Source organism: Chryseobacterium sp. OSA05B, assembly GCF_019970065.1.
In the GTDB taxonomy this organism is placed as follows: Bacteria; Bacteroidota; Bacteroidia; order Flavobacteriales; family Weeksellaceae; genus Chryseobacterium.
Map to the genome: position 1 here is coordinate 198069 of NZ_JAHXYH010000005.1, position 19638 is coordinate 217706.

28 protein-coding genes are annotated in these 19638 nt (G+C 38.4%); 7 read left to right on the plus strand and 21 right to left on the minus strand.

From position 1 onward, the window contains the following. Window positions 1-6 precede the first annotated feature (6 nt). The 21 genes from rplO to LC419_RS19115 all read right to left on the minus strand — a co-directional run bounded on the left by rplO (window position 7) and on the right by LC419_RS19115 (window position 10065). A complete protein-coding gene (rplO, locus tag LC419_RS19015; RefSeq protein ID WP_034726154.1) occupies window positions 7-456 on the minus strand; it encodes a 50S ribosomal protein L15 in 450 nt (149 codons plus the stop codon). A 19-nt stretch (window positions 457-475) separates the two neighbouring features. Further along, on the minus strand, window positions 476-652 hold the full coding sequence (gene rpmD / locus LC419_RS19020; protein WP_007839493.1) for a 50S ribosomal protein L30: 177 nt from the start codon (window positions 650-652) through the stop codon (window positions 476-478). 10 nt (window positions 653-662) lie between these two features. Then, entirely contained in the window at window positions 663-1184 is a 522-nt protein-coding gene (rpsE, locus tag LC419_RS19025) for a 30S ribosomal protein S5 (RefSeq protein WP_034703137.1), read from the minus strand. A 19-nt stretch (window positions 1185-1203) separates the two neighbouring features. Continuing rightward, on the minus strand, window positions 1204-1557 hold the full coding sequence (gene rplR, locus LC419_RS19030; protein ID WP_034725976.1) for a 50S ribosomal protein L18: 354 nt from the start codon (window positions 1555-1557) through the stop codon (window positions 1204-1206). 15 nt (window positions 1558-1572) lie between these two features. Then, window positions 1573-2118 (minus strand): 50S ribosomal protein L6, encoded by a 546-nt coding sequence (rplF, locus tag LC419_RS19035; protein WP_223608835.1) that lies wholly within the window; start codon window positions 2116-2118, stop codon window positions 1573-1575. A 17-nt stretch (window positions 2119-2135) separates the two neighbouring features. Continuing rightward, complete coding sequence (gene rpsH / locus LC419_RS19040; protein WP_034725979.1) at window positions 2136-2534, minus strand: 30S ribosomal protein S8; 399 nt, start codon at window positions 2532-2534, stop codon at window positions 2136-2138. Window positions 2535-2678: 144 nt separating this feature from the next. Next, a complete protein-coding gene (gene rpsN / locus LC419_RS19045; RefSeq protein ID WP_034702868.1) occupies window positions 2679-2948 on the minus strand; it encodes a 30S ribosomal protein S14 in 270 nt (89 codons plus the stop codon). A 3-nt stretch (window positions 2949-2951) separates the two neighbouring features. Then, complete coding sequence (rplE, locus tag LC419_RS19050; protein ID WP_223608836.1) at window positions 2952-3503, minus strand: 50S ribosomal protein L5; 552 nt, start codon at window positions 3501-3503, stop codon at window positions 2952-2954. Window positions 3504-3516: 13 nt separating this feature from the next. Next, complete coding sequence (gene rplX, locus LC419_RS19055) at window positions 3517-3843, minus strand: 50S ribosomal protein L24 (protein WP_034725983.1); 327 nt, start codon at window positions 3841-3843, stop codon at window positions 3517-3519. A 22-nt stretch (window positions 3844-3865) separates the two neighbouring features. After that, window positions 3866-4234, minus strand: coding sequence for a 50S ribosomal protein L14 (gene rplN, locus LC419_RS19060; RefSeq protein WP_007839504.1), 369 nt, complete (start codon window positions 4232-4234; stop codon window positions 3866-3868). Between the two features lie 2 nt (window positions 4235-4236). Beyond that, the gene (gene rpsQ / locus LC419_RS19065; protein ID WP_053073319.1) at window positions 4237-4494 is read right to left on the minus strand and encodes a 30S ribosomal protein S17; all 258 of its coding nucleotides are present in this window, start codon (window positions 4492-4494) and stop codon (window positions 4237-4239) included. An 11-nt stretch (window positions 4495-4505) separates the two neighbouring features. After that, window positions 4506-4694 carry a 50S ribosomal protein L29 gene (gene rpmC, locus LC419_RS19070; RefSeq protein ID WP_034725985.1) on the minus strand — a complete coding sequence of 63 codons (189 nt, stop codon included), beginning with the start codon at window positions 4692-4694 and terminating at the stop codon, window positions 4506-4508. An 11-nt stretch (window positions 4695-4705) separates the two neighbouring features. Next, a complete protein-coding gene (gene rplP, locus LC419_RS19075) occupies window positions 4706-5131 on the minus strand; it encodes a 50S ribosomal protein L16 (protein WP_047454300.1) in 426 nt (141 codons plus the stop codon). A 98-nt stretch (window positions 5132-5229) separates the two neighbouring features. Next, on the minus strand, window positions 5230-5979 hold the full coding sequence (rpsC, locus tag LC419_RS19080) for a 30S ribosomal protein S3 (protein ID WP_223608837.1): 750 nt from the start codon (window positions 5977-5979) through the stop codon (window positions 5230-5232). A gap of 7 nt (window positions 5980-5986) precedes the next feature. Beyond that, on the minus strand, window positions 5987-6385 hold the full coding sequence (gene rplV, locus LC419_RS19085; RefSeq protein WP_034702853.1) for a 50S ribosomal protein L22: 399 nt from the start codon (window positions 6383-6385) through the stop codon (window positions 5987-5989). A gap of 2 nt (window positions 6386-6387) precedes the next feature. Next, window positions 6388-6666, minus strand: a complete 279-nt coding sequence (rpsS, locus tag LC419_RS19090; RefSeq protein WP_034702850.1) for a 30S ribosomal protein S19 — start codon at window positions 6664-6666, stop codon at window positions 6388-6390. Between the two features lie 2 nt (window positions 6667-6668). Beyond that, window positions 6669-7490 (minus strand): 50S ribosomal protein L2, encoded by an 822-nt coding sequence (gene rplB / locus LC419_RS19095; RefSeq protein ID WP_034702846.1) that lies wholly within the window; start codon window positions 7488-7490, stop codon window positions 6669-6671. A gap of 22 nt (window positions 7491-7512) precedes the next feature. Further along, window positions 7513-7803, minus strand: a complete 291-nt coding sequence (gene rplW / locus LC419_RS19100) for a 50S ribosomal protein L23 (protein ID WP_034702844.1) — start codon at window positions 7801-7803, stop codon at window positions 7513-7515. A gap of 3 nt (window positions 7804-7806) precedes the next feature. Further along, window positions 7807-8436: a 50S ribosomal protein L4 gene (gene rplD, locus LC419_RS19105; RefSeq protein ID WP_047454297.1), complete on the minus strand. Its 630-nt coding sequence runs from the start codon at window positions 8434-8436 to the stop codon at window positions 7807-7809. Then, entirely contained in the window at window positions 8427-9053 is a 627-nt protein-coding gene (rplC, locus tag LC419_RS19110) for a 50S ribosomal protein L3 (protein ID WP_034725991.1), read from the minus strand. Before rplC ends, rplD begins: the two co-directional genes overlap by 10 nt. 247 nt (window positions 9054-9300) lie before the next feature. Next, window positions 9301-10065: a DeoR/GlpR family DNA-binding transcription regulator gene (locus LC419_RS19115; protein ID WP_223608838.1), complete on the minus strand. Its 765-nt coding sequence runs from the start codon at window positions 10063-10065 to the stop codon at window positions 9301-9303. 117 nt (window positions 10066-10182) lie between these two features. On the opposite strand from LC419_RS19115, the gene LC419_RS19120 reads away from it, so the two are divergent. The 7 genes from LC419_RS19120 to LC419_RS19150 all read left to right on the plus strand — a co-directional run bounded on the left by LC419_RS19120 (window position 10183) and on the right by LC419_RS19150 (window position 19608). Continuing rightward, a complete protein-coding gene (locus LC419_RS19120) occupies window positions 10183-11781 on the plus strand; it encodes a glycerol-3-phosphate dehydrogenase/oxidase (RefSeq protein ID WP_223608839.1) in 1599 nt (532 codons plus the stop codon). Window positions 11782-11792: 11 nt separating this feature from the next. Next, window positions 11793-13289: a glycerol kinase GlpK gene (gene glpK / locus LC419_RS19125; RefSeq protein WP_223608840.1), complete on the plus strand. Its 1497-nt coding sequence runs from the start codon at window positions 11793-11795 to the stop codon at window positions 13287-13289. A 24-nt stretch (window positions 13290-13313) separates the two neighbouring features. Then, window positions 13314-14045, plus strand: a complete 732-nt coding sequence (locus tag LC419_RS19130) for an MIP/aquaporin family protein (protein ID WP_223608841.1) — start codon at window positions 13314-13316, stop codon at window positions 14043-14045. An 8-nt stretch (window positions 14046-14053) separates the two neighbouring features. Beyond that, window positions 14054-14854 carry a hypothetical protein gene (locus LC419_RS19135; RefSeq protein ID WP_223608842.1) on the plus strand — a complete coding sequence of 267 codons (801 nt, stop codon included), beginning with the start codon at window positions 14054-14056 and terminating at the stop codon, window positions 14852-14854. Window positions 14855-15397: 543 nt separating this feature from the next. Continuing rightward, a complete protein-coding gene (locus LC419_RS19140; protein ID WP_223608843.1) occupies window positions 15398-15817 on the plus strand; it encodes a hypothetical protein in 420 nt (139 codons plus the stop codon). Beyond that, window positions 15814-16785 carry a hypothetical protein gene (locus tag LC419_RS19145; RefSeq protein WP_223608844.1) on the plus strand — a complete coding sequence of 324 codons (972 nt, stop codon included), beginning with the start codon at window positions 15814-15816 and terminating at the stop codon, window positions 16783-16785. The genes LC419_RS19140 and LC419_RS19145 overlap by 4 nt, the downstream gene beginning before the upstream one ends. Before the next feature lie 90 nt (window positions 16786-16875). Continuing rightward, window positions 16876-19608, plus strand: coding sequence for a hypothetical protein (locus LC419_RS19150; protein ID WP_223608845.1), 2733 nt, complete (start codon window positions 16876-16878; stop codon window positions 19606-19608). The last annotated feature ends 30 nt before the right edge of the window (window positions 19609-19638 follow it).

Genomic DNA, 19638 nt, shown 5'->3' on the forward strand with positions numbered 1-19638 from the left:
TAAGTATTATAAGGTAATTGCTTTTCCACCTGCTTTAGCAATAAGCTCTTCAGCAGATTTAGTGAACTTGTCAGCAGAGATTGAAACCGCAGATTTCAATTCTCCTCTACCCATAATTTTCACTAATTCGTTTTTAGAAACGATCCCGTTTTCTACTAAAACTTCTTTCGTGATCTCTCCAGTGATGGATTTGTTCTCGATTAAAGTTTGAATAGTGTCAAGGTTTACGCCTCTAAACTCTTTTCTGTTTACGTTTTTGAATCCGAATTTAGGTAATCTCCTTTGTAAAGGCATCTGTCCACCTTCGAAACCGATTTTCTGAGAATAACCAGCTCTAGCTTTCTGACCTTTGTGTCCTTTCGTAGCAGTACCTCCTTTTCCTGTACCTTGCCCTCTACCAATTCTTTTAGAGTTGTGAGTAGCACCTGCAGCAGGTCTTATGTTGTTTAAATTCATTTTAATTTTTGTTTTAAAATTATTTTTGAACTTCAAGTAAATGACTAACTGCAGCTATCATTCCTAAAATAGAAGGCGTAGCTTCGTGTTCTACAACTTGGTGAAGTTTCTTAAATCCTAATGCTTCAAGCGTTCTCTTTTGGGTTTTTGTTCTTCCAATAGCGCTTCTTACTTGCTTTACTTTGATTGTTGCCATTGTTCTAATATTAACCGTTAAACACTTTACTTAGAGAAACTCCTCTCATTCTAGCGATCTCTTCAGGTCTTCTGATATCCAATAACGCTTTGAAAGTAGCTTTCACTACGTTGTGAGGGTTAGAAGATCCTTTAGATTTTGAAAGGATATCGTGAATACCAGCAGACTCAAGTACTGCTCTTACCGCACCACCGGCGATAAGTCCTGTACCGTGAGAAGCAGGTCTTAAGAAGATATCTGCACCACCGTATCTTGCAGTAGTCTGGTGAGGAATAGTGTGGTTCATTACAGGAACTTTCACTAGGTTTTTCTTAGCATCTTCAACAGCTTTAGCAATTGCAGAAGCTACTTCTTTAGATTTTCCAAGACCGTGACCGATTACTCCGTCTTCGTTACCTACTACAACAATAGCAGAAAATCCGAAAGCTCTACCTCCTTTGGTTACTTTTGTTACTCTGTTAACAGCTACGAGACGATCTTTTAATTCTAATCCTCCCGGTTTTACTCTTTCTATATTATCTAGTCCTAACATATTTCCGAAATTTTTATGATTAGAATTTAAGTCCTCCTTCTCTCGCTCCATCAGCAAGAGCTTTCACTCTTCCGTGGTAAACGAAACCGTTTCTGTCAAATACAATACTTTCGATTCCTGCAGCGATAGCTTTAGCAGCGATAGCTTTACCAACAGCAGCAGAAACTTCAGTCTTAGTACCGTTAGCGTCTACACCTTTCTCTCTGGAAGAAGCGGAAACTAATGTTGTACCATTTTTATCATCGATTAACTGAGCGTAAATTTCCTTATTACTTTTATATACAGATAATCTTGGCAATTCAGAAGATCCAGAGATTTTTCCTCTTACTCTTCTTTTGATTCTTATTCTTTTTTCTAATTTACTTAATGCCATAATACTTATAATTTATTAAGCAGATTTACCAGCTTTACGTCTAACAATTTCTCCCAGGAATCTTACACCTTTTCCTTTGTAAGGCTCAGGCTTTCTGAAAGAACGGATCTTTGCAGCTACCATTCCTAGAAGTTGGTTGTCATGAGACGCTAAAGTAATAATTGGGTTTTTACCTTTTTCAGTCAATGTATCTACTTTTACTTCGCTTGGAAGTTCCAATACGATACCGTGAGAGAATCCTAAAGCTAACTCAAGTTTTTGACCTGTGTGTGAAGCTCTATATCCTACCCCTACTAGTTCTAGTTTCTTTTCGAAACCTTGTGCAACACCAATAATCATGTTGTTGATCAACGCTCTGTATAAACCGTGAAGCGCTTTGTGTTGTTTAGACTCAGACGGTCTGCTTACTGTAAGTTCGCCATCTTTTTGTTCTAAAGTAATTCCTGCTGTAAGCTCCTGAGAAAGTTCTCCTTTAGGACCTTTTACCGTTACAACACTGTTATTTTCAGTGACTGTAATTCCAGCTGGAATTGTTATAATTGCTTTACCAATTCTTGACATTTTCCTCTGATTAAAAATTAATAAACATAGCAGATTACTTCACCGCCTACTTTTTCTTCTCTAGCCTTCTTGTCAGTCATTACTCCTTTAGAAGTAGAGATAACAGCTATTCCCAAACCGTTCAGTACTCTTGGAAGTTCTGTAGAACCTTTGTACTGTCTTAAACCTGGTCTAGAAGCTCTCTGGATAGATTTAATAGCCGGCTTGTTAGTTTGCTTGTCATACTTTAAAGCGATTTTGATCGTACCTTGAACAGCGCTTTCTTCAAACTTAAAGTTTAAGATATAACCCTGATCAAATAAGATCTTAGTAATCTCCTTTTTGATTTTCGATGCAGGAATCTCCACCACTTTGTGGCCTGCGCTTTGTGCGTTCCTTACTCTTGTTAGGAAATCTGAAATTGGATCTGTTACCATTTTTCTATTTTAAATTATTGGTTAAAGACAATCAGTATTGAAGGGACTTGAAGATTAAAATATCAGACTTCAGAAAAACTTGGGTCTGATATTTTTATTCTTTAGTATCCAGACAACTTAATTGTCCCGATTAATTAGTAATTATTACCAACTAGCTTTTTTCACTCCCGGGATAAGACCGTTGTTGGCCATTTCACGGAACGTTACTCTAGAAAGACCGAAAGTTCTCATGTACCCTCTTGGTCTACCTGTTAGTTTACATCTGTTGTGTAATCTTACAGGAGAAGCATTTTTAGGTAATTTCTGAAGACCTTCATAGTCACCAGCTTCTTTTAAAGCTTTTCTTTTGTCAGCGTATTTAGCAACTAGTGCTTCTCTTTTGCGCTCACGCGCTTTCATTGATTCTTTAGCCATTTCTTAGTTCTTTTTAAATGGTAAACCGAAGTGAGTTAATAATGCTTTCGCTTCTTTATCTGTTTTCGCAGTTGTAACGAAAGTGATGTCCATCCCCTGGATTTTTTTCACTTTGTCAATTACGATCTCAGGAAAGATAATCTGCTCAGTAATACCTAAGTTGTAGTTACCTCTACCATCGAACCCGTCTGCTTTGATACCAGAAAAATCTCTGATACGTGGTAAAGCAGAAGCAGTAAGTCTGTCTAAGAATTCATACATTTTATGAGCTCTCAATGTTACTTTAGCACCTACAGGCATACCTTTTCTCAATTTGAAAGCCGCTTCGTCTTTCTTAGAGATGGTACCTACTGCTTTCTGGCCAGTAATCATCGTTAATTCTTCTACAGCGTAATCAATGATTTTCTTGTCCGCAGTGGCATCACCTAATCCTTGAGATAGGATGATTTTTTCTAATCTAGGTACCTGCATTACAGATTTGTACCCAAATTCTTCCATCATTGCAGGAACAATTTTCTCTTTGTATATATTTTTGGGTCTTGCTATAAATTCCATGTGTTAATTCAAATTATAAAGTTTCACCCGTTTTTTTATCGATTCTTACTTTCTTATCTCCGTCGATTTTATAACCAACTTTAACCGCTTTTCCGTCTTTACCAACTAGAGCGATGTTTGAGATATGAATTGAAGCTTCTTTTTCAGTGATTCCACCTTGAGGGTTAGAAGCTGAAGGCTTAACGTGTTTCTTAACGATGTTTAGACCGGCAACGATAACTCTAGGATCTTTTCCTTCTTTTTTGATCACTTCAATAACTTCACCAGTCTTACCTTTGATATCTTTCTTACCAGTAGTAATGATGACGTTATCTCCTCTTTTTATTTTTAACTTTGACATTTTCTTTTAAAAATTTTAAAAATTAAAGTACTTCAGGAGCTAATGAAATGATTTTCATATATTCTTTGTCTCTCAACTCACGAGCAACTGGTCCGAAAACACGCGTTCCTCTCATTTCTCCCGCTGCGTTTAGTAATACACAAGCATTGTCTTCGAATTTGATGTATGAACCATCTTTTCTTCTTACTGCTTTTTTAGTTCTTACTACTACAGCTTTAGATACCTGACCTTTTTTAGCATTTCCTGATGGCGTAGAATCCTTGATAGTAACAACGATTTTATCACCAACTGAAGCATATCTTCTTCTGGTTCCTCCCAGAACTCTGATAACTAGTACTTCTTTCGCACCTGTGTTATCAGCAACTTTTAATCTTGATTCTGTTTGTAACATTATTACTTAGCTTTTTCAATGATTCTTACTAATCTCCATCTCTTGCTCTTGCTCAAAGGTCTAGTTTCTTGGATAAGAACTGTATCTCCTTCTGTGCATTCGTTGTTCTCGTCGTGTGCAGTATATTTTTTCGTCTTTAATACGAATTTACCGTACATCGGGTGCTTCACTCTCGTAGTCTCACTTACAACAATGGTCTTTTCCATTTTATTGCTGGAAACTATTCCGATTCTTTCTTTTCTTAAGTTTCTTTCCATAATGTATGAAAATCTTATTGTTGTTTAGTGGTTAACTCAGTGTTTAGTCTAGCGATCGATCTTCTCAAATCTCTGATTTGAATCGGGTTTTCAATTGGACTGATCTTGTGAGCCAATTTCAGTTTTGAATATTGAGTTTTCAATTCAGCAAGTTTTGCTTGAATATCACCCGCGCTTAAATTTTTAATATCAGCTTGTTTCATTGTATCAAAGATTATAGAGGTTTAACAAAATCGTTAGCAACTACGAATTTAGTAATTACCGGTAATTTCTGTGCAGCAAGTCTTAAAGCTTCCTTAGCGATCTCGTAAGATACTCCTCCGATTTCGAACATGATTTTACCTGGTTTTACTACAGCTACCCAATATTCCACAGCACCTTTACCTTTACCCATCCTTACTTCGGCTGGTTTCTTAGTAATAGGCTTATCCGGGAAGATTTTGATCCATAGCTGACCTTCTCTCTTCATATATCTAGTCGCAGCGATACGAGCAGCTTCGATTTGTCTTGCAGTGATCCAAGCACCTTCTATAGCTTTGATTCCAAATGTTCCGTAAGCCAGTTGATTACCTCTTTGAGCAATCCCCTTCATCTTCATCTTGTGAACTCTACGGAATTTGGTTCTTTTTGGTTGTAACATAATTTCTAAATTTTAGATTTTAGATTTTAGATTTTAGATTTTTTATATTTTAAAAAAGTAACGGTAATTTAAAATTCAAAATTTCTAACCTAAAATTTTTAATTATTATTGTTATTATTGTTATTTTTTCTAGGTCTTCTGTTATCTCGGTCTCCACCTCTGTTTCCGCCTCCTGAAGGACCTCCTTTTTTCTGTTGTCCCACTAGTGGAGAAAGGTCTCTTTTACCGTAAACCTCTCCTTTCATGATCCAAACTTTCACTCCTAATCTACCGTAAGTAGTGTGAGCTTCAGCCCAGTGGTAATCGATATCAGCTCTGAAAGTAGACAAAGGAATTCTTCCGTCTTTGAAAGATTCGCTTCTTGCCATTTCAGCACCGTTCAATCTACCAGAGATCTGAACTTTGATACCTTCAGCACCCATTCTCATTGTACTTGCCATCGCCATTTTAACAGCTCTTCTGTAAGAAATTCTGTTTTCAATCTGCTTAGAGATGCTATCTGCTACTAGTACTGCGTCAAGTTCAGGTCTTTTGATTTCGAAAATGTTGATTTGAATATCCTTACCTGTAAGTTTCTTCAATTCTTCTTTCAATTTATCAACTTCCTGACCTCCTTTACCGATGATAAGTCCCGGTCTAGCAGTAGTAATAGTTACTGTAACTAATTTTAAAGTTCTTTCAATATAAATTTTTGAAATACCACCTTTAGATAATCTAGCTTCAAGGTATCTTCTGATTTTGTAGTCTTCAGCGATTCTGTCTCCATAATCTTTACCACCAAACCAGTTTGAATCCCATCCTCTGATGATACCTAATCTGTTACCAATTGGATTTGTCTTCTGTCCCATACCTTGATTAATTTTCTTTATTACCTAAGATTAATGTAATGTGGTTTGATCTTTTTCTGATTCTATACCCTCTACCTTGTGGAGCTGGTCTTAGTCTCTTCAATTGTCTTGCACTGTCTACAAAAATTTCTTTAACGATAAGATTAGCTTCTTCGATATCAGCACCTTCGTTTTTAGCTTGCCAGTTGGCCATTGCTGAAAGTAAAACTTTTTCTAATTTATTAGAAGCGTCTTTCTTTGAATATTTTAGGATGTATAAAGCTTTGTCTACTTCTACGCCTCTGATGATATCAGCTACTAATCTCATCTTTCTTGGAGAAGAAGGGCAATCGTTATGTAATGCTTTTACTACATCTTGATTTGTTAATTTACGTGCTAATGCACTTTCTCTTTTTCTTGATCCCATGATTATCTACTTCCTTTGTTTTTATTACCACCATGACCTCTGAAAGATCTTGTTGGAGAAAATTCGCCTAACTTGTGACCAACCATGTTTTCTGTAACATAAACAGGGATAAAAGATTTCCCGTTGTGTACAGCAATAGTTTGTCCTACGAAGTCTGGAGAGATCATAGACGCTCTAGACCAAGTTTTGATAACTGTCTTCTTACCAGACTCTATGTTTGTCTGAACCTTCTTATCTAAAGTATGATGAATGAATGGTCCTTTTTTAAGTGATCTTGCCATAATTATTTACGTTTAGATATGATATGACGGTTAGACGCTTTGTTTTTCTTTCTGGTTTTGTAACCTTTAGCAGGCATACCATTTCTAGATCTTGGGTGACCTCCTGAAGAACGACCTTCACCACCTCCCATTGGGTGATCTACAGGGTTCATTACTACCGGTCTAGTTCTAGGTCTTCTACCTAACCATCTGCTTCTACCAGCCTTACCTGAAACAGTTAACTGATGATCAGAGTTAGAAACAGATCCAATCATTGCATAACATTCAGTAAGGATCATTCTTGATTCTCCTGAAGGCAATTTGATGATTGCATATTTTCCGTCTCTTGAAGTAAGTTGAGCTGAAGAACCAGCACTTCTTGCTAAAATAGCACCTTGTCCAGGCTTCATTTCAACACAAGAAATAACAGTACCCAATGGAATATTTTTCAATTTCATTGCGTTACCGATATTCGGTTCTACGCTTTCTCCTGAAACTACCTTCTGATCTACTTTGATACCGTTTGGAGCGATGATGTATCTCTTCTCTCCGTCTGCGTACTCTAATAAAGCGATAAATGCAGTTCTGTTTGGATCATATTCTACAGTTTTTACCGTTGCTTCAACATCATGCTTGTTTCTTTTGAAGTCGATAATTCTGTATTTCTTTTTGTGTCCACCTCCGGTGTAACGCATGGTCATTTTACCAGTTTGGTTACGTCCACCTGACTTACTAATACCAACTGTTAGAGATTTCTCTGGTTTGTTGGTAGTAATTTCCTCAAAATTGTTAACAATTCTGAATCTCTGTCCTGGGGTGATAGGTTTTAATTTTCTAACAGACATTACTATTATTTATAATTAATAATTAATTTACAGCAAAAATATCGATAACCTCACCTTCAACAAGCTTGATTACCGCCTTTTTCAATTTGTTTGTCTTTCCTACTTGAAGACCTTTTTTAGTGTATTTCGAAGAAACCTTCGGAGCATAAATCATTGTATTAACGTCTGCTACTTTTACACCGTAAGCTGCTTCAACAGCTTTTTTAATCTGGATCTTATTAGCCTTAGGATCTACTAAGAAAGAATAAGAACCTCTTAAATCTGTAAGGTAATTAGCCTTTTCTGAGATAACTGGTTTAATAATAAGTGACATGATTTATTTCTTTAAATTTTCCTGGAATTTTTCAACTGCACCTTCTAAGAATACGATCTCACCTGCATTCATTAAGTCATATGAACTAATTTCGTTGAAGTTCATTACTTTAGTTTTAGGTAAGTTTCTTGAAGACAAATACACATTCTTGTTAGCTTCAGGAAGAACGAATAGAGATTTCTTATCGTTCAATGCCAATGCATTTAAGATAGAGATAAAATCTTTAGTTTTAGGAGCGCTTAAGCTCATATCTTCCATTACTCTGATGCTGTTGTCTCTCATTTTCTGAGATAAAACAGATTTTTTAGCTAATCTCTTAAGAGCTTTGTTCAATTTGAATCTGTAGTCTCTTGGTTTTGGTCCGAATACTCTACCTCCACCTCTGAAAGTTGGAGATTTGATATCACCATATCTAGCAGAACCAGATCCTTTTTGCTTCTTAAGTTTTTTAGTAGAAGCAGTAATTTCGCTTCTTTCTTTTGATTTATGAGTCCCTTGTCTCTGTGCTGCAAGGTACTGTTTAACTTCTAAGTAAACCGCGTGCTGATTTGGCTCAATTCCGAATACTGATTCGTCTAGAGTTACTTTTCTTCCGGTCTCTTTTCCTGATGTATTTAATACTACTAGTTCCATTTTCTGATAATTACATAAGAATTTTTAGCTCCCGGAACAGCACCTTTTACTACTAAAAGATTTTGTTCTTGATCCACTTTTAATACTTGAAGGTTTTGAACAGTCACCTGCTTACCTCCCATTCTACCCGCCATTCTCATTCCTTTGAATACTCTTGAAGGATCCGATCCAGCACCGATAGAACCTGGAGCTCTAAGTCTGTTGTGCTGACCATGAGTAGCTTGCATTACACCTCCAAAGCCATGTCTTTTAACAACACCTTGGAAACCTTTACCTTTTGAAGTTCCTGTTACGTCAACGAATTCACCTTCAGCGAATAAGTTCACTTTTACTTCTTCTCCTACTTTTACTTCGTCTACGAATTCTCTGTAGAATTCTACCAACTTAGCTTTTGGAGCAGAACCAGCCTTTTTGAAATGGCCAGCTAACGCTTTACCTACGTTCTTTTCACTCTTGTCATCGAAACCTAACTGAACTGACTTGTAGCCGTCCTTTTCTATGGTTCTGACCTGTAAAACCGAGCATGGACCCGCCTGAATAACTGTACAAGGAATGTTTTTTCCTTCTTCGTTAAACAAAGACGTCATACCGATTTTTTTACCAATAATACCTGACATTGTTTATGTTATAATAAAATTTATCTTTCTATTTCTACATTTTTAGGAAGTCTGAAGTAATTTCTACTTTTGATATAGGCATACTACGCCCCTAAAATGGAGTGTGCAAATTTATGAATATTTTTATAACTGACAAATATTTTGAGTAAAATATTTTGATTTTTAATCGATTAGATCATTTTGAAAAAATCCGGATGAAATTTTCAGAGAAATTATTTTGTCCTTAAAAAAGAAATGAAGCAGAAATTTATTTCACGATAACCGAAACCCCTATTTCTTCCAGGCCGGCTTTATCTTCATCGCAAATCCCATTATCCGTGATCAGATAATCTATTTTATCCAGAGGCGCGATCTTGCCGAAACCTTTTTTGTTCAGTTTAGAAGAGTCACCAAGAATGACCACCTTTTCCGAGCATTCTATCATAAGCTGATTCAAATGAGCTTCAGCGGCATTTGAAGTACTGATCCCGAATTCCATATCAATACCATCTACCCCAAGGAAGAGCTTATTACAGGAAAACTGTCTGAGGATCGTTTCTGAGATAGACCCTACAATAGAAGTAGAACTCTTCCTCACCTCCCCACCTAATTGTATAATATTAATATTAGGATTATTGCAAAGTTCCAGTGCCACCCTTAAAGAAGAAGTAAGAACCGTAAGCGGACCGAAATTCACCAGCATCCTCGCCAGATAATGCATCGTGGTTCCTGAAGCCAGAATGATACAGTCATTTTCCTGGATAAGCTGCAAAGCCGCTTTCGCAATATTCTGCTTCGCTTCTACATTGATGGTTTCCTTTTCATCTACGTTCCTTTCATAAGCATAACGCACATGCTTACTCGCACCTCCATGGTTTCGAAAAAGTAAACCCAGACTTTCGAGATAATTCAGATCCTTTCGAACCGTAACTGACGAAACATTAAGCTTCTCGCACAGATCCTGTACCAGAACATGCCCTTTTTCATCCAGTTCCTTTAATATATCATCGTGCCTTGGTATTAACTTTTCCATTCTGATTCTTTCATCAAAAATACCATTTTTTTCCGAGACCGATAAAATTTCATTTATTTTCTTTTTAGTTTCGTTTTTAATTTATACATTTGAAAACGAAACATAAACGAAACATTTATGAAACGAAACGAAGAACTTAGTAAACTGACCAGTGTGCAGGAATGGGACTTTATTGTCATAGGAGGTGGAGCCAGTGGTCTGGGCTCAGCATTAGATGCAGCCAGCAGAGGATTTAAAACCCTGCTCCTTGAGTCCCACGATTTTGCAAAAGCAACATCCAGCCGAAGCACCAAACTGGTGCACGGCGGTGTAAGATATCTTGCCCAGGGAGATGTAGGACTTGTAAAGGAAGCCCTGAAAGAAAGAGGACTGCTTGCCCAAAATGCAGCACATGTAGTCAAAAACCAGTCATTTATTATTCCCAACTATACATGGTGGGGAGGCATCTACTATAAGATAGGATTGTCTGTTTATGATTTCCTTGCCGGAAAACTCAGCCTTGGAAAAACAAAATACATCAGCAAAGCCAAAACCATTGAAAAGCTGCCGACAATTGAACAACACAACCTCGCAAGCGGTGTGGTGTATCAGGACGGACAGTTTGACGATGCAAGATTAGCGATCAATCTTTCCCAGACTCTTATAGAAAAAGGAGGAAGTGCCGTTAATTATATGAAAGTGACCGGCCTTCTGAAAAATGATTCCGGAAAAATAAATGGCGTAAAAGCAGAAGATCAGTTTTCAAACCAGCAGTATGAGCTTCGTACAAAAGCAGTGATCAATGCAACAGGCGTATTCACGAATGATATTCTGAATATGAATAATCCTAAGCACGGTAAATTTGTCGTTCCAAGCCAGGGCATCCATTTGGTATTGGATAAATCTTTTCTGAAAAGTGATGATGCCATCATGATCCCTAAAACATCAGACGGCAGAGTTCTTTTTGTGGTTCCATGGCACGACAGAGCATTGGTAGGAACAACGGACACCCTTCTGGAAAGCCCAAACTTTGAACCCCATGCTCTGGAATCTGAAATTAATTTCGTTCTGAATACAGCCAGACAATATTTAGCGAAGAAACCAACGAGAGAAGACGTAAAATCTATGTTCGCCGGATTGAGACCGCTTGCCGCACCCAAAGAAGGAGGTAAAAACACAAAAGAAGTTTCCCGAAGCCACAAAGTCATTACTTCAGATACAGGATTGGTTTCCATCATCGGTGGAAAATGGACCACGTACCGTAAAATGGCACAGGACACTGTAGATAAAGCGGTAGAAATTCTTCATTTAAACGGAGGACCTTCTCAAACAGAAAACATGTCTATTCACGGGAATATAAAAGCAGAACTTGTAGACCGTACCAGCCACCTTTATGTGTACGGATCTGATATCCCAGCTATAAAAGCATTGCAAAACAGCGACCCGCAATATTCCAAAAAGATACATCCCGATCATGCTTTCACTATTGCGGAAGCAGTTTGGGCCATAAGACATGAAATGGCAGAAACCATCGAAGACATTCTCGCCAGAAGAGTCCGACTTTTATTTTTAGACGCAAGAGCTGCTATCGATAGTGCCCACACGATTGCACAGCTTATTGCCAAAGAAAAAGGATATTCTCAGGAATGGGCAAATGATCAGGAAAAAGAATTTATTGAATTAGCACAAGGATATTTATTAACGCCTTACTCTCCCAAAACTATTACTCATAACTAAAAATTTGCAGTATGAAGGAAAAACTGATTCTCGCTCTGGACCAGGGGACGACATCCTCCAGAGCCATTTTATTCAACCACAGCGGAGCTATAGAATACATCTCCCAGAAAAATTTTGAACAGATCTTCCCTACTCCGGGATGGGTAGAGCATGATCCCAACGAAATCTGGTCTTCCCAGATATCCGTTGCCGCAGAAATTATCGCTAAAGCAGGCATTTCCGGATTGGAAGTCGCTGCCATAGGAATCACCAATCAGCGTGAAACAACCATTGTCTGGGATAAAGAAACCGGCGAACCTATTTACAACGCGATTGTCTGGCAGGACAGAAGGACTTCCAAATATTGCGATGAATTAAAAGAACAGGGGCACGCCGAAACCATCAAAGAAAAAACAGGATTAGTTCTGGATGCTTATTTTTCTGCAACCAAATTAAAATGGATCCTGGATAACGTAGAAGGGGCAAGAGAAAAAGCGGCAGAAGGAAAATTATGTTTCGGAACCGTTGACACATGGTTGGTCTGGAAACTTACCCGCGGAAAAATGTTCATCACTGATGTCTCCAATGCAAGCAGAACCATGCTTCTGAACATTCACACCTTAGAATGGGATCAGGAACTGTTGGATTTATTCGACATTCCGAGATCTGTTCTTCCTGAAGTAAAACAGAGCAGTGAAATTTACGGAGAAACGGCAACCACTCTATTTTCCACTAAAATTCCTATTGCAGGAATTGCAGGAGACCAGCAGGCTGCATTATTCGGACAGATGTGCATCACGCCAGGAATGGTAAAAAACACTTACGGAACAGGATGTTTCCTGCTCATGAACACAGGAAAAGAAGCGGTTTCTTCTAAAAACAATCTTCTTACAACTGTAGCATGGAAAATTAACGGAGAAGTAAATTATGCACTGGAAGGAAGTGTATTCGTAGGTGGAGCAGCCATACAGTGGCTGCGAGACGGACTGAAACTAATCCGTACCTCTGAAGAAGTGAATGATCTGGCAGCAAGTGTTGAAGATAACGGAGGCGTTTATTTTGTACCCGCACTTACAGGATTGGGAGCTCCTTATTGGGACCAATATGCCAGAGGAACGATTGTAGGCGTAACCCGTGGAACAACCAACGGACACATCGCAAGAGCGACTTTGGAAGGAATTGCATTCCAGGTGTATGATATTGTAAAATCTATGGAAGCGGATTCGGGAAGACCAAGTCTTGAGCTTAGAGTAGACGGCGGCGCTTCTGCAAGTGACCTTCTGATGCAGATCCAGTCTGATCTTTTCGGTTTCAAAATTACAAGACCGAAAACCCTTGAAACAACAGCCTTAGGGGCAGCGTATCTTGCAGGATTGGCAGTAGGATACTGGAAAGACATCAACGAAATTCAATCCCAATGGATTGTAGACGAAGATTTCCTTCCGAAAGTGGATAAGGAAAAAGCAGATAATATGATCCATTTCTGGAATAAAGCTGTGAAGCGTTCCCAAAGCTGGATAGAAGATTAAATCCTAAACTTAAAAAAACTACTCATGAACCCATTTACCGCAGAACTCATAGGCACCATGCTTATGATATTATTAGGCAACGGCGTTGTAGCGAATGTTGTCTTAAAGGATACCAAAGGAAATAATTCAGGATGGATCGTCATTACAACGGCATGGGCATTGGCCGTTTTTGTAGGCGTTACAGTAGCAGGACCGGTAAGTGGTGCTCACCTGAATCCAGCCGTGTCAATCGGGCTGGCTGTTGCAGGAAAATTCTCATGGGATCTGGTTCCCACGTATATTGCTGCGCAGTTTCTCGGTGCAATGCTTGGAGCCTTCCTTGTATGGCTTTTTAATAAAGACCATTTCTCCATTACCGAAGACGGAGGTGCTAAACTGGCCTGTTTCAGTACCGGTCCCGCGATCAGGAATACGTTCTCCAATCTCATCAGTGAGATCATCGGAACGTTTGTCCTGGTATTCGTCATCTTTCATTTTTCGGATCCCAGCATTGCTCTGAATGCAGATCCAACGGCTAAAGTAGGACTTGGCTCCGTGGGAGCACTTCCTGTTACCTTACTGGTTTGGGCTATCGGTTTATCTTTAGGTGGAACCACCGGTTATGCCATTAATCCCGCCAGAGATTTAGGCCCGAGAATCATGCACGCCATACTTCCCGTAAAAGGCAGCAGTGATTGGGGATACGCCTGGATTCCTGTTGCAGGCCCTATTCTGGGCTGTATTATCGCAGCAGTTCTATATGGAATCTTAAAATAAATACATCCATGAAAGTTTTAAAAATAGTATGCCTGATTATTTTGGGCACAGGAAAACTATGGTCTCAGGAGAACACTGAACCTAAGGAAAACAACAGACTCGATTTCACGGCGAATATTCAGAATAACCACTTATGGAGAGGTCTGATCATTACAGATAAACCAGTCGTCATGGGAAATCTGTCGTATGCCTTCGATGCGGAAAAGAAATGGAAAGCCGGAATCTGGGGTGCCTCTTCCCTGACGGATGACAAAGACGGAACACATTATAAAGAGATCAATTATTACATCCAGTATTCAGACGGAAGGCTTTATATCGGGCTTTGGGATCTTTTTAATTCCAGAAACATCAATACTGCGGTTGCCTCAGAAGACATATTCCATTATTCTAGAACAAGAACGGCTCATATCATTGATCTTAGGACCAATTATACTTTCGGACCTTCTTTCCCAATGAATATTGAAGCTGACATCATGCTGTACGGAGGAGCCAATGCAGGAGAAGTGGTTTTGGAATCTGACGGAAGCTATAAAAAGAATAAGTATTCGACCTACGTTCAGGTAAGCTATCCCGTCATTGCAGGACAGAAAGTCAATCTGGATGCTTTCATCGGTGCAGGATTTGCGCTGAACGACAGGAATTTCCTGTATGGAAACGGCAAAAACAGTTTTGACATTGTTAACGTTGGGGTAAAAGCCAGCAAGACCGTCAAAATCACGGAACATTACAGTCTTCCGGTTGCGATGATGGCCATGTGGAATCCATCAAATAAGTATGCAAGAATTCAGCTGGCAGCCACTGTTTTTTAATCTGAATTTTAAATCAATTTATACAATGATCACCCCTAATTGGAGTGATCATTGTACTTTTTGTGCTGATCTTCGATATGTTTAATTTCAAATAGATGCCTGATGTAGGCTGGTTTTTAAAACATTAAGATCAATAAAGGAGATAAGAAAAATTAAGGAAAGATATAATGATTTTTTTTAGCAGTACATCTTAAAGCGAAGCTCGCCGTAATATTTTTAAAAACTTAATGAAGCTTAATGGTTCAATTTATTAAACAAAAAATTTAATTCATTTAAACACTTAAGAACACTTTAGTTTAATTTAAAAGTTTTATGATGCTGAAAACAGTAAGATCACATAAGTAAGAAAATCGAAGATTTTCATAAAACTTAAATGTACTTTATATCCGTAATGTATGTAACTTTAAAATAACTAAAGTGTTTAAAAAGCTTTTGTGGCTTTTGTGGTTAAAAAAAAACGCTACAATAACCTCAAACAGCCAATCACCGGGTTTTTACGGTTTCATTTTTGCTTAAATATTTTTACTTTTGAAAAAAAAAAATATGAAAAAGATTTTCAGCTTAGTGATCTTATGCATCAGCATTTTATCTTTTGCACAGACAAAAGCACCATTTGTCGGTCACAGAAGTTTTAATATCATTGAAGGATTCAGCGGATCTGGAACCCCATCTTATTATCTGGATGTGAAGAAAAACGGTGATGTTTATTTCGGGTTTGTTCAGGTCAATCAGGCCGATGGAACCAAAACTACCGAAGAAATGAATGCCGGAAAATACAACCCAAAAGTCATGAAGGTGGTTTTCAAAAAATATGGCGAAAACTTTTATGTGAAATTTGACAAAGACAATATCTACCTTACCGATAAAGAAGGAAACATCCAGAAATCTGAAGACTGCTGCTCTTCCATGGAAAGCGCTTCCAACGACACCTGTACCTGCGAAAGCAAACTGTACAAGAAATGAAAACATTAAAGTTCCTGTTGATCCTCCTTCTCGCTGTTTCATGCGGCGGGAAAAAGAACCATCCTTATACTTTTTATTACTGGAAGACTCACCTTAAGCTGGATCAGGAAGAGAAGAAAGTTTTGGACAAGGCGTCAATTCCTTATATATACACAAGATTTTTTGATATAGATAAAATCGGCGGACAGTTTCAGCCGGTTGCCGTGATTACGAAAGACAAGAGTTTCCAAACGGACAAACAGATTGTTCCGACGGTTTTCATTACCAATCAGTCGATGTACCGGATCTCAGCGGATGAGATCAGATTTCTGGCAAAAAATATTCATGATCTGGTTCAGAAGAAATCCAAAGAATACGGTTTAAAAATCAACAATGAAATTCAGATCGACTGTGACTGGACAGCCGGAACCAGAGATGATTATTTTAAATTCTTAAAAGAACTGAAAAGGGTTTCCGGAAAAGAAATCACATGTACTTTACGCCTTCATCAGGTTAAAGATAAAAACCAGACCGGGGTTCCGCCTGTAGAAAAAGTCTACCTGATGTGCTACTCTACTTCCTCGCCATTGGAAAACTCCAATAAGAATTCTATCCTTGATGTCACGATTTTAAAAAGCTACCTCTCCAAACTTGAGGATTATCCTGTAAAGAAAATTGAAGTCGCGCTGCCGATCTACTCCTGGGGAATTGTTACCAATCATCTTGAAAAGCATAAATTAATCAATGCTCTTTCCAGAAAAGATCTTAAAACCCCAGGATTTAAAAAGATCTCCGACAATGAGGTCGAGATTACGAAAGACGGTTTCTATTTCGGGAGTTTTCTGAGCAAAGGGTTCAGGATAAAGGTGGAGGAAATCTCTGTTGAACAGCTGGAAGACGTCGTTCGTTTTCTGGAGAAAAAAATACCTGATTTTAATGTAATTTATTATCAATTAGATAGTAAATTTGTAAGTAACCGGGATTTTTAAAATTTTATCTCCCGCAGATTGAGCACTTTAAGCAGGTTTTAAATCCTGCTGATCACATTTAATTATAAAAATAAAAACACCCTCAACTATATGAAAAAGTATATTCTTTCACTGGCGGTTCTATCGCTGTTTTATACCAAATCTGACGCCTGTGCGTGGTCAGACCCCGATTATGAATACTTCAACCTGTTTACGCAGAGCATCATTAAGGATAAATCTTATCTTCCTTTTCTTCTCACGTATTCCAACAGGTTCTACGGTGATTATAAAAACATGACGATTCCTGACGATAATATTGAGACGTGGAAGAAATTCTTCAACAACCAGCTCAATTATGCGGAAACAGAGAATCTGGTGTACAAAATAAGCATGGCAGATTTGAATGCTTTGAAAAACGGAACGCCAAGCAATCCTCTTCTGCAGAAACTGGGAACAGGATTCTACCAAAAGTATAAGGAGGGCATCGATTATTTAATTGAAGCGAAATATCTGGAGCCTTACATGAGCATCAATTATGTGGAAAGCCCGGATTCTTTTTACAACAATGGTCCTTCAAAAAATCTCAATGCCACTTCCGTTGATTACGCGAAAACAGTCAATGCACTGACATCTTTATACAATGCCACAAGAAATCCGGAGATCAAGCAGCGTTACGGATATCAACTGGTGCGTTTCAATCATTACACGAGAAATTATGATGCCGCACTGGAAGCTTTCAAAACGTATATTGAACCGATCAAACAGAAAGGTGCCGTGTATTTTATGGCGCTTGATCAGCTTGCCGGTGCTCAGAGAGGAAAGGAAATGAACAGTGATGCGAACTGGAATTTCTTCCAGGTTTTTATGAACAGCAAAGACCGTAAGGAATCTGCTTTCGTTTCCATGAAGCTTTCGGATACGGCTTCTTTCAGTAATATCATGAAAAGAGCGGGTACCAGCGATGAAAAGAACATGGCTTACTTCCTGCTAGGCTACGAGGGTTTCACAGATCCTATTCCCATCATGGAAAAGATGTACGACATCAATCCTGATTCTGAGATCCTAAAAGTAATGGCGGTAAGAAGCATCAATGAGCTTGAAAGAAGTTATCTGCCGATCTATTACTATACTTCTGATGCTTCAGATAATGTCTATATGCAAAAAGGAAATGCGGATGACCACGACAAAGCTTCTACCGATACAAAATCTGAACCTGCAACTGCAGAAGTAAAAAAAGAAGAGAAGCTTTCGTTCTGGCAAAAGATTGTAAGGTTTTTCAAAAATCTTTTCGGAGGTTCAAAATCTGACAGCGCAGATGGTGGTAAAAATGACCAGAGCGACAACGAGCTATTGAACAATCCGGACCGAATTCCGTTTTACACCAAATCAGGTTACGGCTACGATGAAAAAACGAAAGATTATCTGGACAACCTGGAAAAATTCACTGAGAAAACCAAGAAAGTATCCAAGGATGAATACTGGCAGATCGCCGATGCTTATCTTAAGTTTTTGAAAAAAGACTATAAAGCTAGTTCCGAGATCCTGGAAGATATCAAAACAACGAACCCGGAATATCTGGAAGAAATAAAAAGAATGAAAGTCCTGAATGATATCGTTTCACATCCTAAAGTTGATGCTGAATTCGAAGATCATCTGATGAAAGACTATGCAGATTATTTCGTTAAAAAAGAAGTGAAGAAAGATACTGCAGCCGTTTCAGATTATGACTACTACGGTGAAACTCCATCTACCGCAGACTTCCTTAAAGATGTTCTTGCCAACCGATACTTCTTACAGGGTGAGGATGGAAAATCGTTCTTAATGAACAACAAACTTTCCGATCTTCAGTACAACCCGAATTCAAGTCTGGTAAAAAGCGTTGAAGACTTTTACAAGAAACCGAACAAGACCCAGTTTGAACAGCAGATCATCGCCAAAAATATGGACAACGTAGGAAATATTGATGCATTCTTCAGCATGATCTATGGAGACAGAGCCATGAAACAGGCAGATTTTGAAAAGGCTAAATCATATTACGAAAAAGCTCAGGGCTTTGCAGGAATTCCAAGAATGAATTATGACTGGACCGATAAAGGTGAAAAGATCACTGCGAAACAATATGCAGCCGGCGAATACAATGGATTCAGAGATATTTCCAATCTGGTCTTCGGGCACAATGTATGGGAAAGTTTCGGAAGTGCGGAAACTGAAAGTATGGAGGCTGAAGATTACACTTCGTTCCCTTTCATTAAAAACAGCATGAATAAACTGGAACTGGCAGATGCATTGATCCAGCTGAAGAAGATCAGCAACGGAACTGATGAAAAGGCAGCCACAGCCAGCCAGCTTATCGGAAACTTAATGTACAATACTTCCTGCTTAGGCTATTACCGTCAATTATTCGTGATGGATATCGATAACAGCAATGGTGGAAAGTATGACTTCTGGAACACAGACAGAAAGAATCCTTACAAGTATTATTATAAGAACTTCCTTTATACTACTTATATCGAACCGGATAATTTTGACCTCGCGATCAATTATTATCAAAAGACCCTGAAACTGTCCAAAGACAAGGAACAGAGAGCAAGGGTTCTTTTCCAGATGGCCAGTGCAGAGCAAGGAAAGTATTATCAGTATGAAGCGAAAAATGTAAAGACGATTGACTATTCAGATCCTAAATATTCTGAAAAGGAACAGGCTCACCAGACTGAACTGGACAATATCAGAAATGAAAAATACAGAACGTATTTTGCCCAGCTGAAATCCCAGTATGCAGATACGGAAACACTGAAAGGACTATCAGGAAGCTGTAGCTATTTCGGATATTTCCTGAGAAAATAATTTTCAAGACTTAATTATATAAAAAAAGGA

What these genes read in the sequence shown, in the direction of transcription:
- rplO (WP_034726154.1), bottom strand. Translation starts at nt 456, where the DNA reads ATGAATTTAAACAACATAAGACCTGCTGCAGGTGCTACTCACAACTCT.
- rpmD (WP_007839493.1), bottom strand. Translation starts at nt 652, where the DNA reads ATGGCAACAATCAAAGTAAAGCAAGTAAGAAGCGCTATTGGAAGAACA.
- rpsE (WP_034703137.1), bottom strand. Translation starts at nt 1,184, where the DNA reads ATGTTAGGACTAGATAATATAGAAAGAGTAAAACCGGGAGGATTAGAA.
- rplR (WP_034725976.1), bottom strand. Translation starts at nt 1,557, where the DNA reads ATGGCATTAAGTAAATTAGAAAAAAGAATAAGAATCAAAAGAAGAGTA.
- rplF (WP_223608835.1), bottom strand. Translation starts at nt 2,118, where the DNA reads ATGTCAAGAATTGGTAAAGCAATTATAACAATTCCAGCTGGAATTACA.
- rpsH (WP_034725979.1), bottom strand. Translation starts at nt 2,534, where the DNA reads ATGGTAACAGATCCAATTTCAGATTTCCTAACAAGAGTAAGGAACGCA.
- rpsN (WP_034702868.1), bottom strand. Translation starts at nt 2,948, where the DNA reads ATGGCTAAAGAATCAATGAAAGCGCGTGAGCGCAAAAGAGAAGCACTA.
- rplE (WP_223608836.1), bottom strand. Translation starts at nt 3,503, where the DNA reads ATGGAATTTATAGCAAGACCCAAAAATATATACAAAGAGAAAATTGTT.
- rplX (WP_034725983.1), bottom strand. Translation starts at nt 3,843, where the DNA reads ATGTCAAAGTTAAAAATAAAAAGAGGAGATAACGTCATCATTACTACT.
- rplN (WP_007839504.1), bottom strand. Translation starts at nt 4,234, where the DNA reads ATGTTACAAACAGAATCAAGATTAAAAGTTGCTGATAACACAGGTGCG.
- rpmC (WP_034725985.1), bottom strand. Translation starts at nt 4,694, where the DNA reads ATGAAACAAGCTGATATTAAAAATTTAAGCGCGGGTGATATTCAAGCA.
- rplP (WP_047454300.1), bottom strand. Translation starts at nt 5,131, where the DNA reads ATGTTACAACCAAAAAGAACCAAATTCCGTAGAGTTCACAAGATGAAG.
- rpsC (WP_223608837.1), bottom strand. Translation starts at nt 5,979, where the DNA reads ATGGGACAGAAGACAAATCCAATTGGTAACAGATTAGGTATCATCAGA.
- rplV (WP_034702853.1), bottom strand. Translation starts at nt 6,385, where the DNA reads ATGGGATCAAGAAAAAGAGAAAGTGCATTAGCACGTAAATTAACAAAT.
- rpsS (WP_034702850.1), bottom strand. Translation starts at nt 6,666, where the DNA reads ATGGCAAGATCACTTAAAAAAGGACCATTCATTCATCATACTTTAGAT.
- rplB (WP_034702846.1), bottom strand. Translation starts at nt 7,490, where the DNA reads ATGTCTGTTAGAAAATTAAAACCTATCACCCCAGGACAGAGATTCAGA.
- rplW (WP_034702844.1), bottom strand. Translation starts at nt 7,803, where the DNA reads ATGTCACTTATTATTAAACCAGTTATCTCAGAAAAGGCTAATTACCTT.
- rplD (WP_047454297.1), bottom strand. Translation starts at nt 8,436, where the DNA reads ATGGAACTAGTAGTATTAAATACATCAGGAAAAGAGACCGGAAGAAAA.
- rplC (WP_034725991.1), bottom strand. Translation starts at nt 9,053, where the DNA reads ATGTCAGGTATTATTGGTAAAAAAATCGGTATGACGTCTTTGTTTAAC.
- LC419_RS19115 (WP_223608838.1), bottom strand. Translation starts at nt 10,065, where the DNA reads ATGGAAAAGTTAATACCAAGGCACGATGATATATTAAAGGAACTGGAT.
- LC419_RS19120 (WP_223608839.1), top strand. Translation starts at nt 10,183, where the DNA reads ATGAAACGAAACGAAGAACTTAGTAAACTGACCAGTGTGCAGGAATGG.
- glpK (WP_223608840.1), top strand. Translation starts at nt 11,793, where the DNA reads ATGAAGGAAAAACTGATTCTCGCTCTGGACCAGGGGACGACATCCTCC.
- LC419_RS19130 (WP_223608841.1), top strand. Translation starts at nt 13,314, where the DNA reads ATGAACCCATTTACCGCAGAACTCATAGGCACCATGCTTATGATATTA.
- LC419_RS19135 (WP_223608842.1), top strand. Translation starts at nt 14,054, where the DNA reads ATGAAAGTTTTAAAAATAGTATGCCTGATTATTTTGGGCACAGGAAAA.
- LC419_RS19140 (WP_223608843.1), top strand. Translation starts at nt 15,398, where the DNA reads ATGAAAAAGATTTTCAGCTTAGTGATCTTATGCATCAGCATTTTATCT.
- LC419_RS19145 (WP_223608844.1), top strand. Translation starts at nt 15,814, where the DNA reads ATGAAAACATTAAAGTTCCTGTTGATCCTCCTTCTCGCTGTTTCATGC.
- LC419_RS19150 (WP_223608845.1), top strand. Translation starts at nt 16,876, where the DNA reads ATGAAAAAGTATATTCTTTCACTGGCGGTTCTATCGCTGTTTTATACC.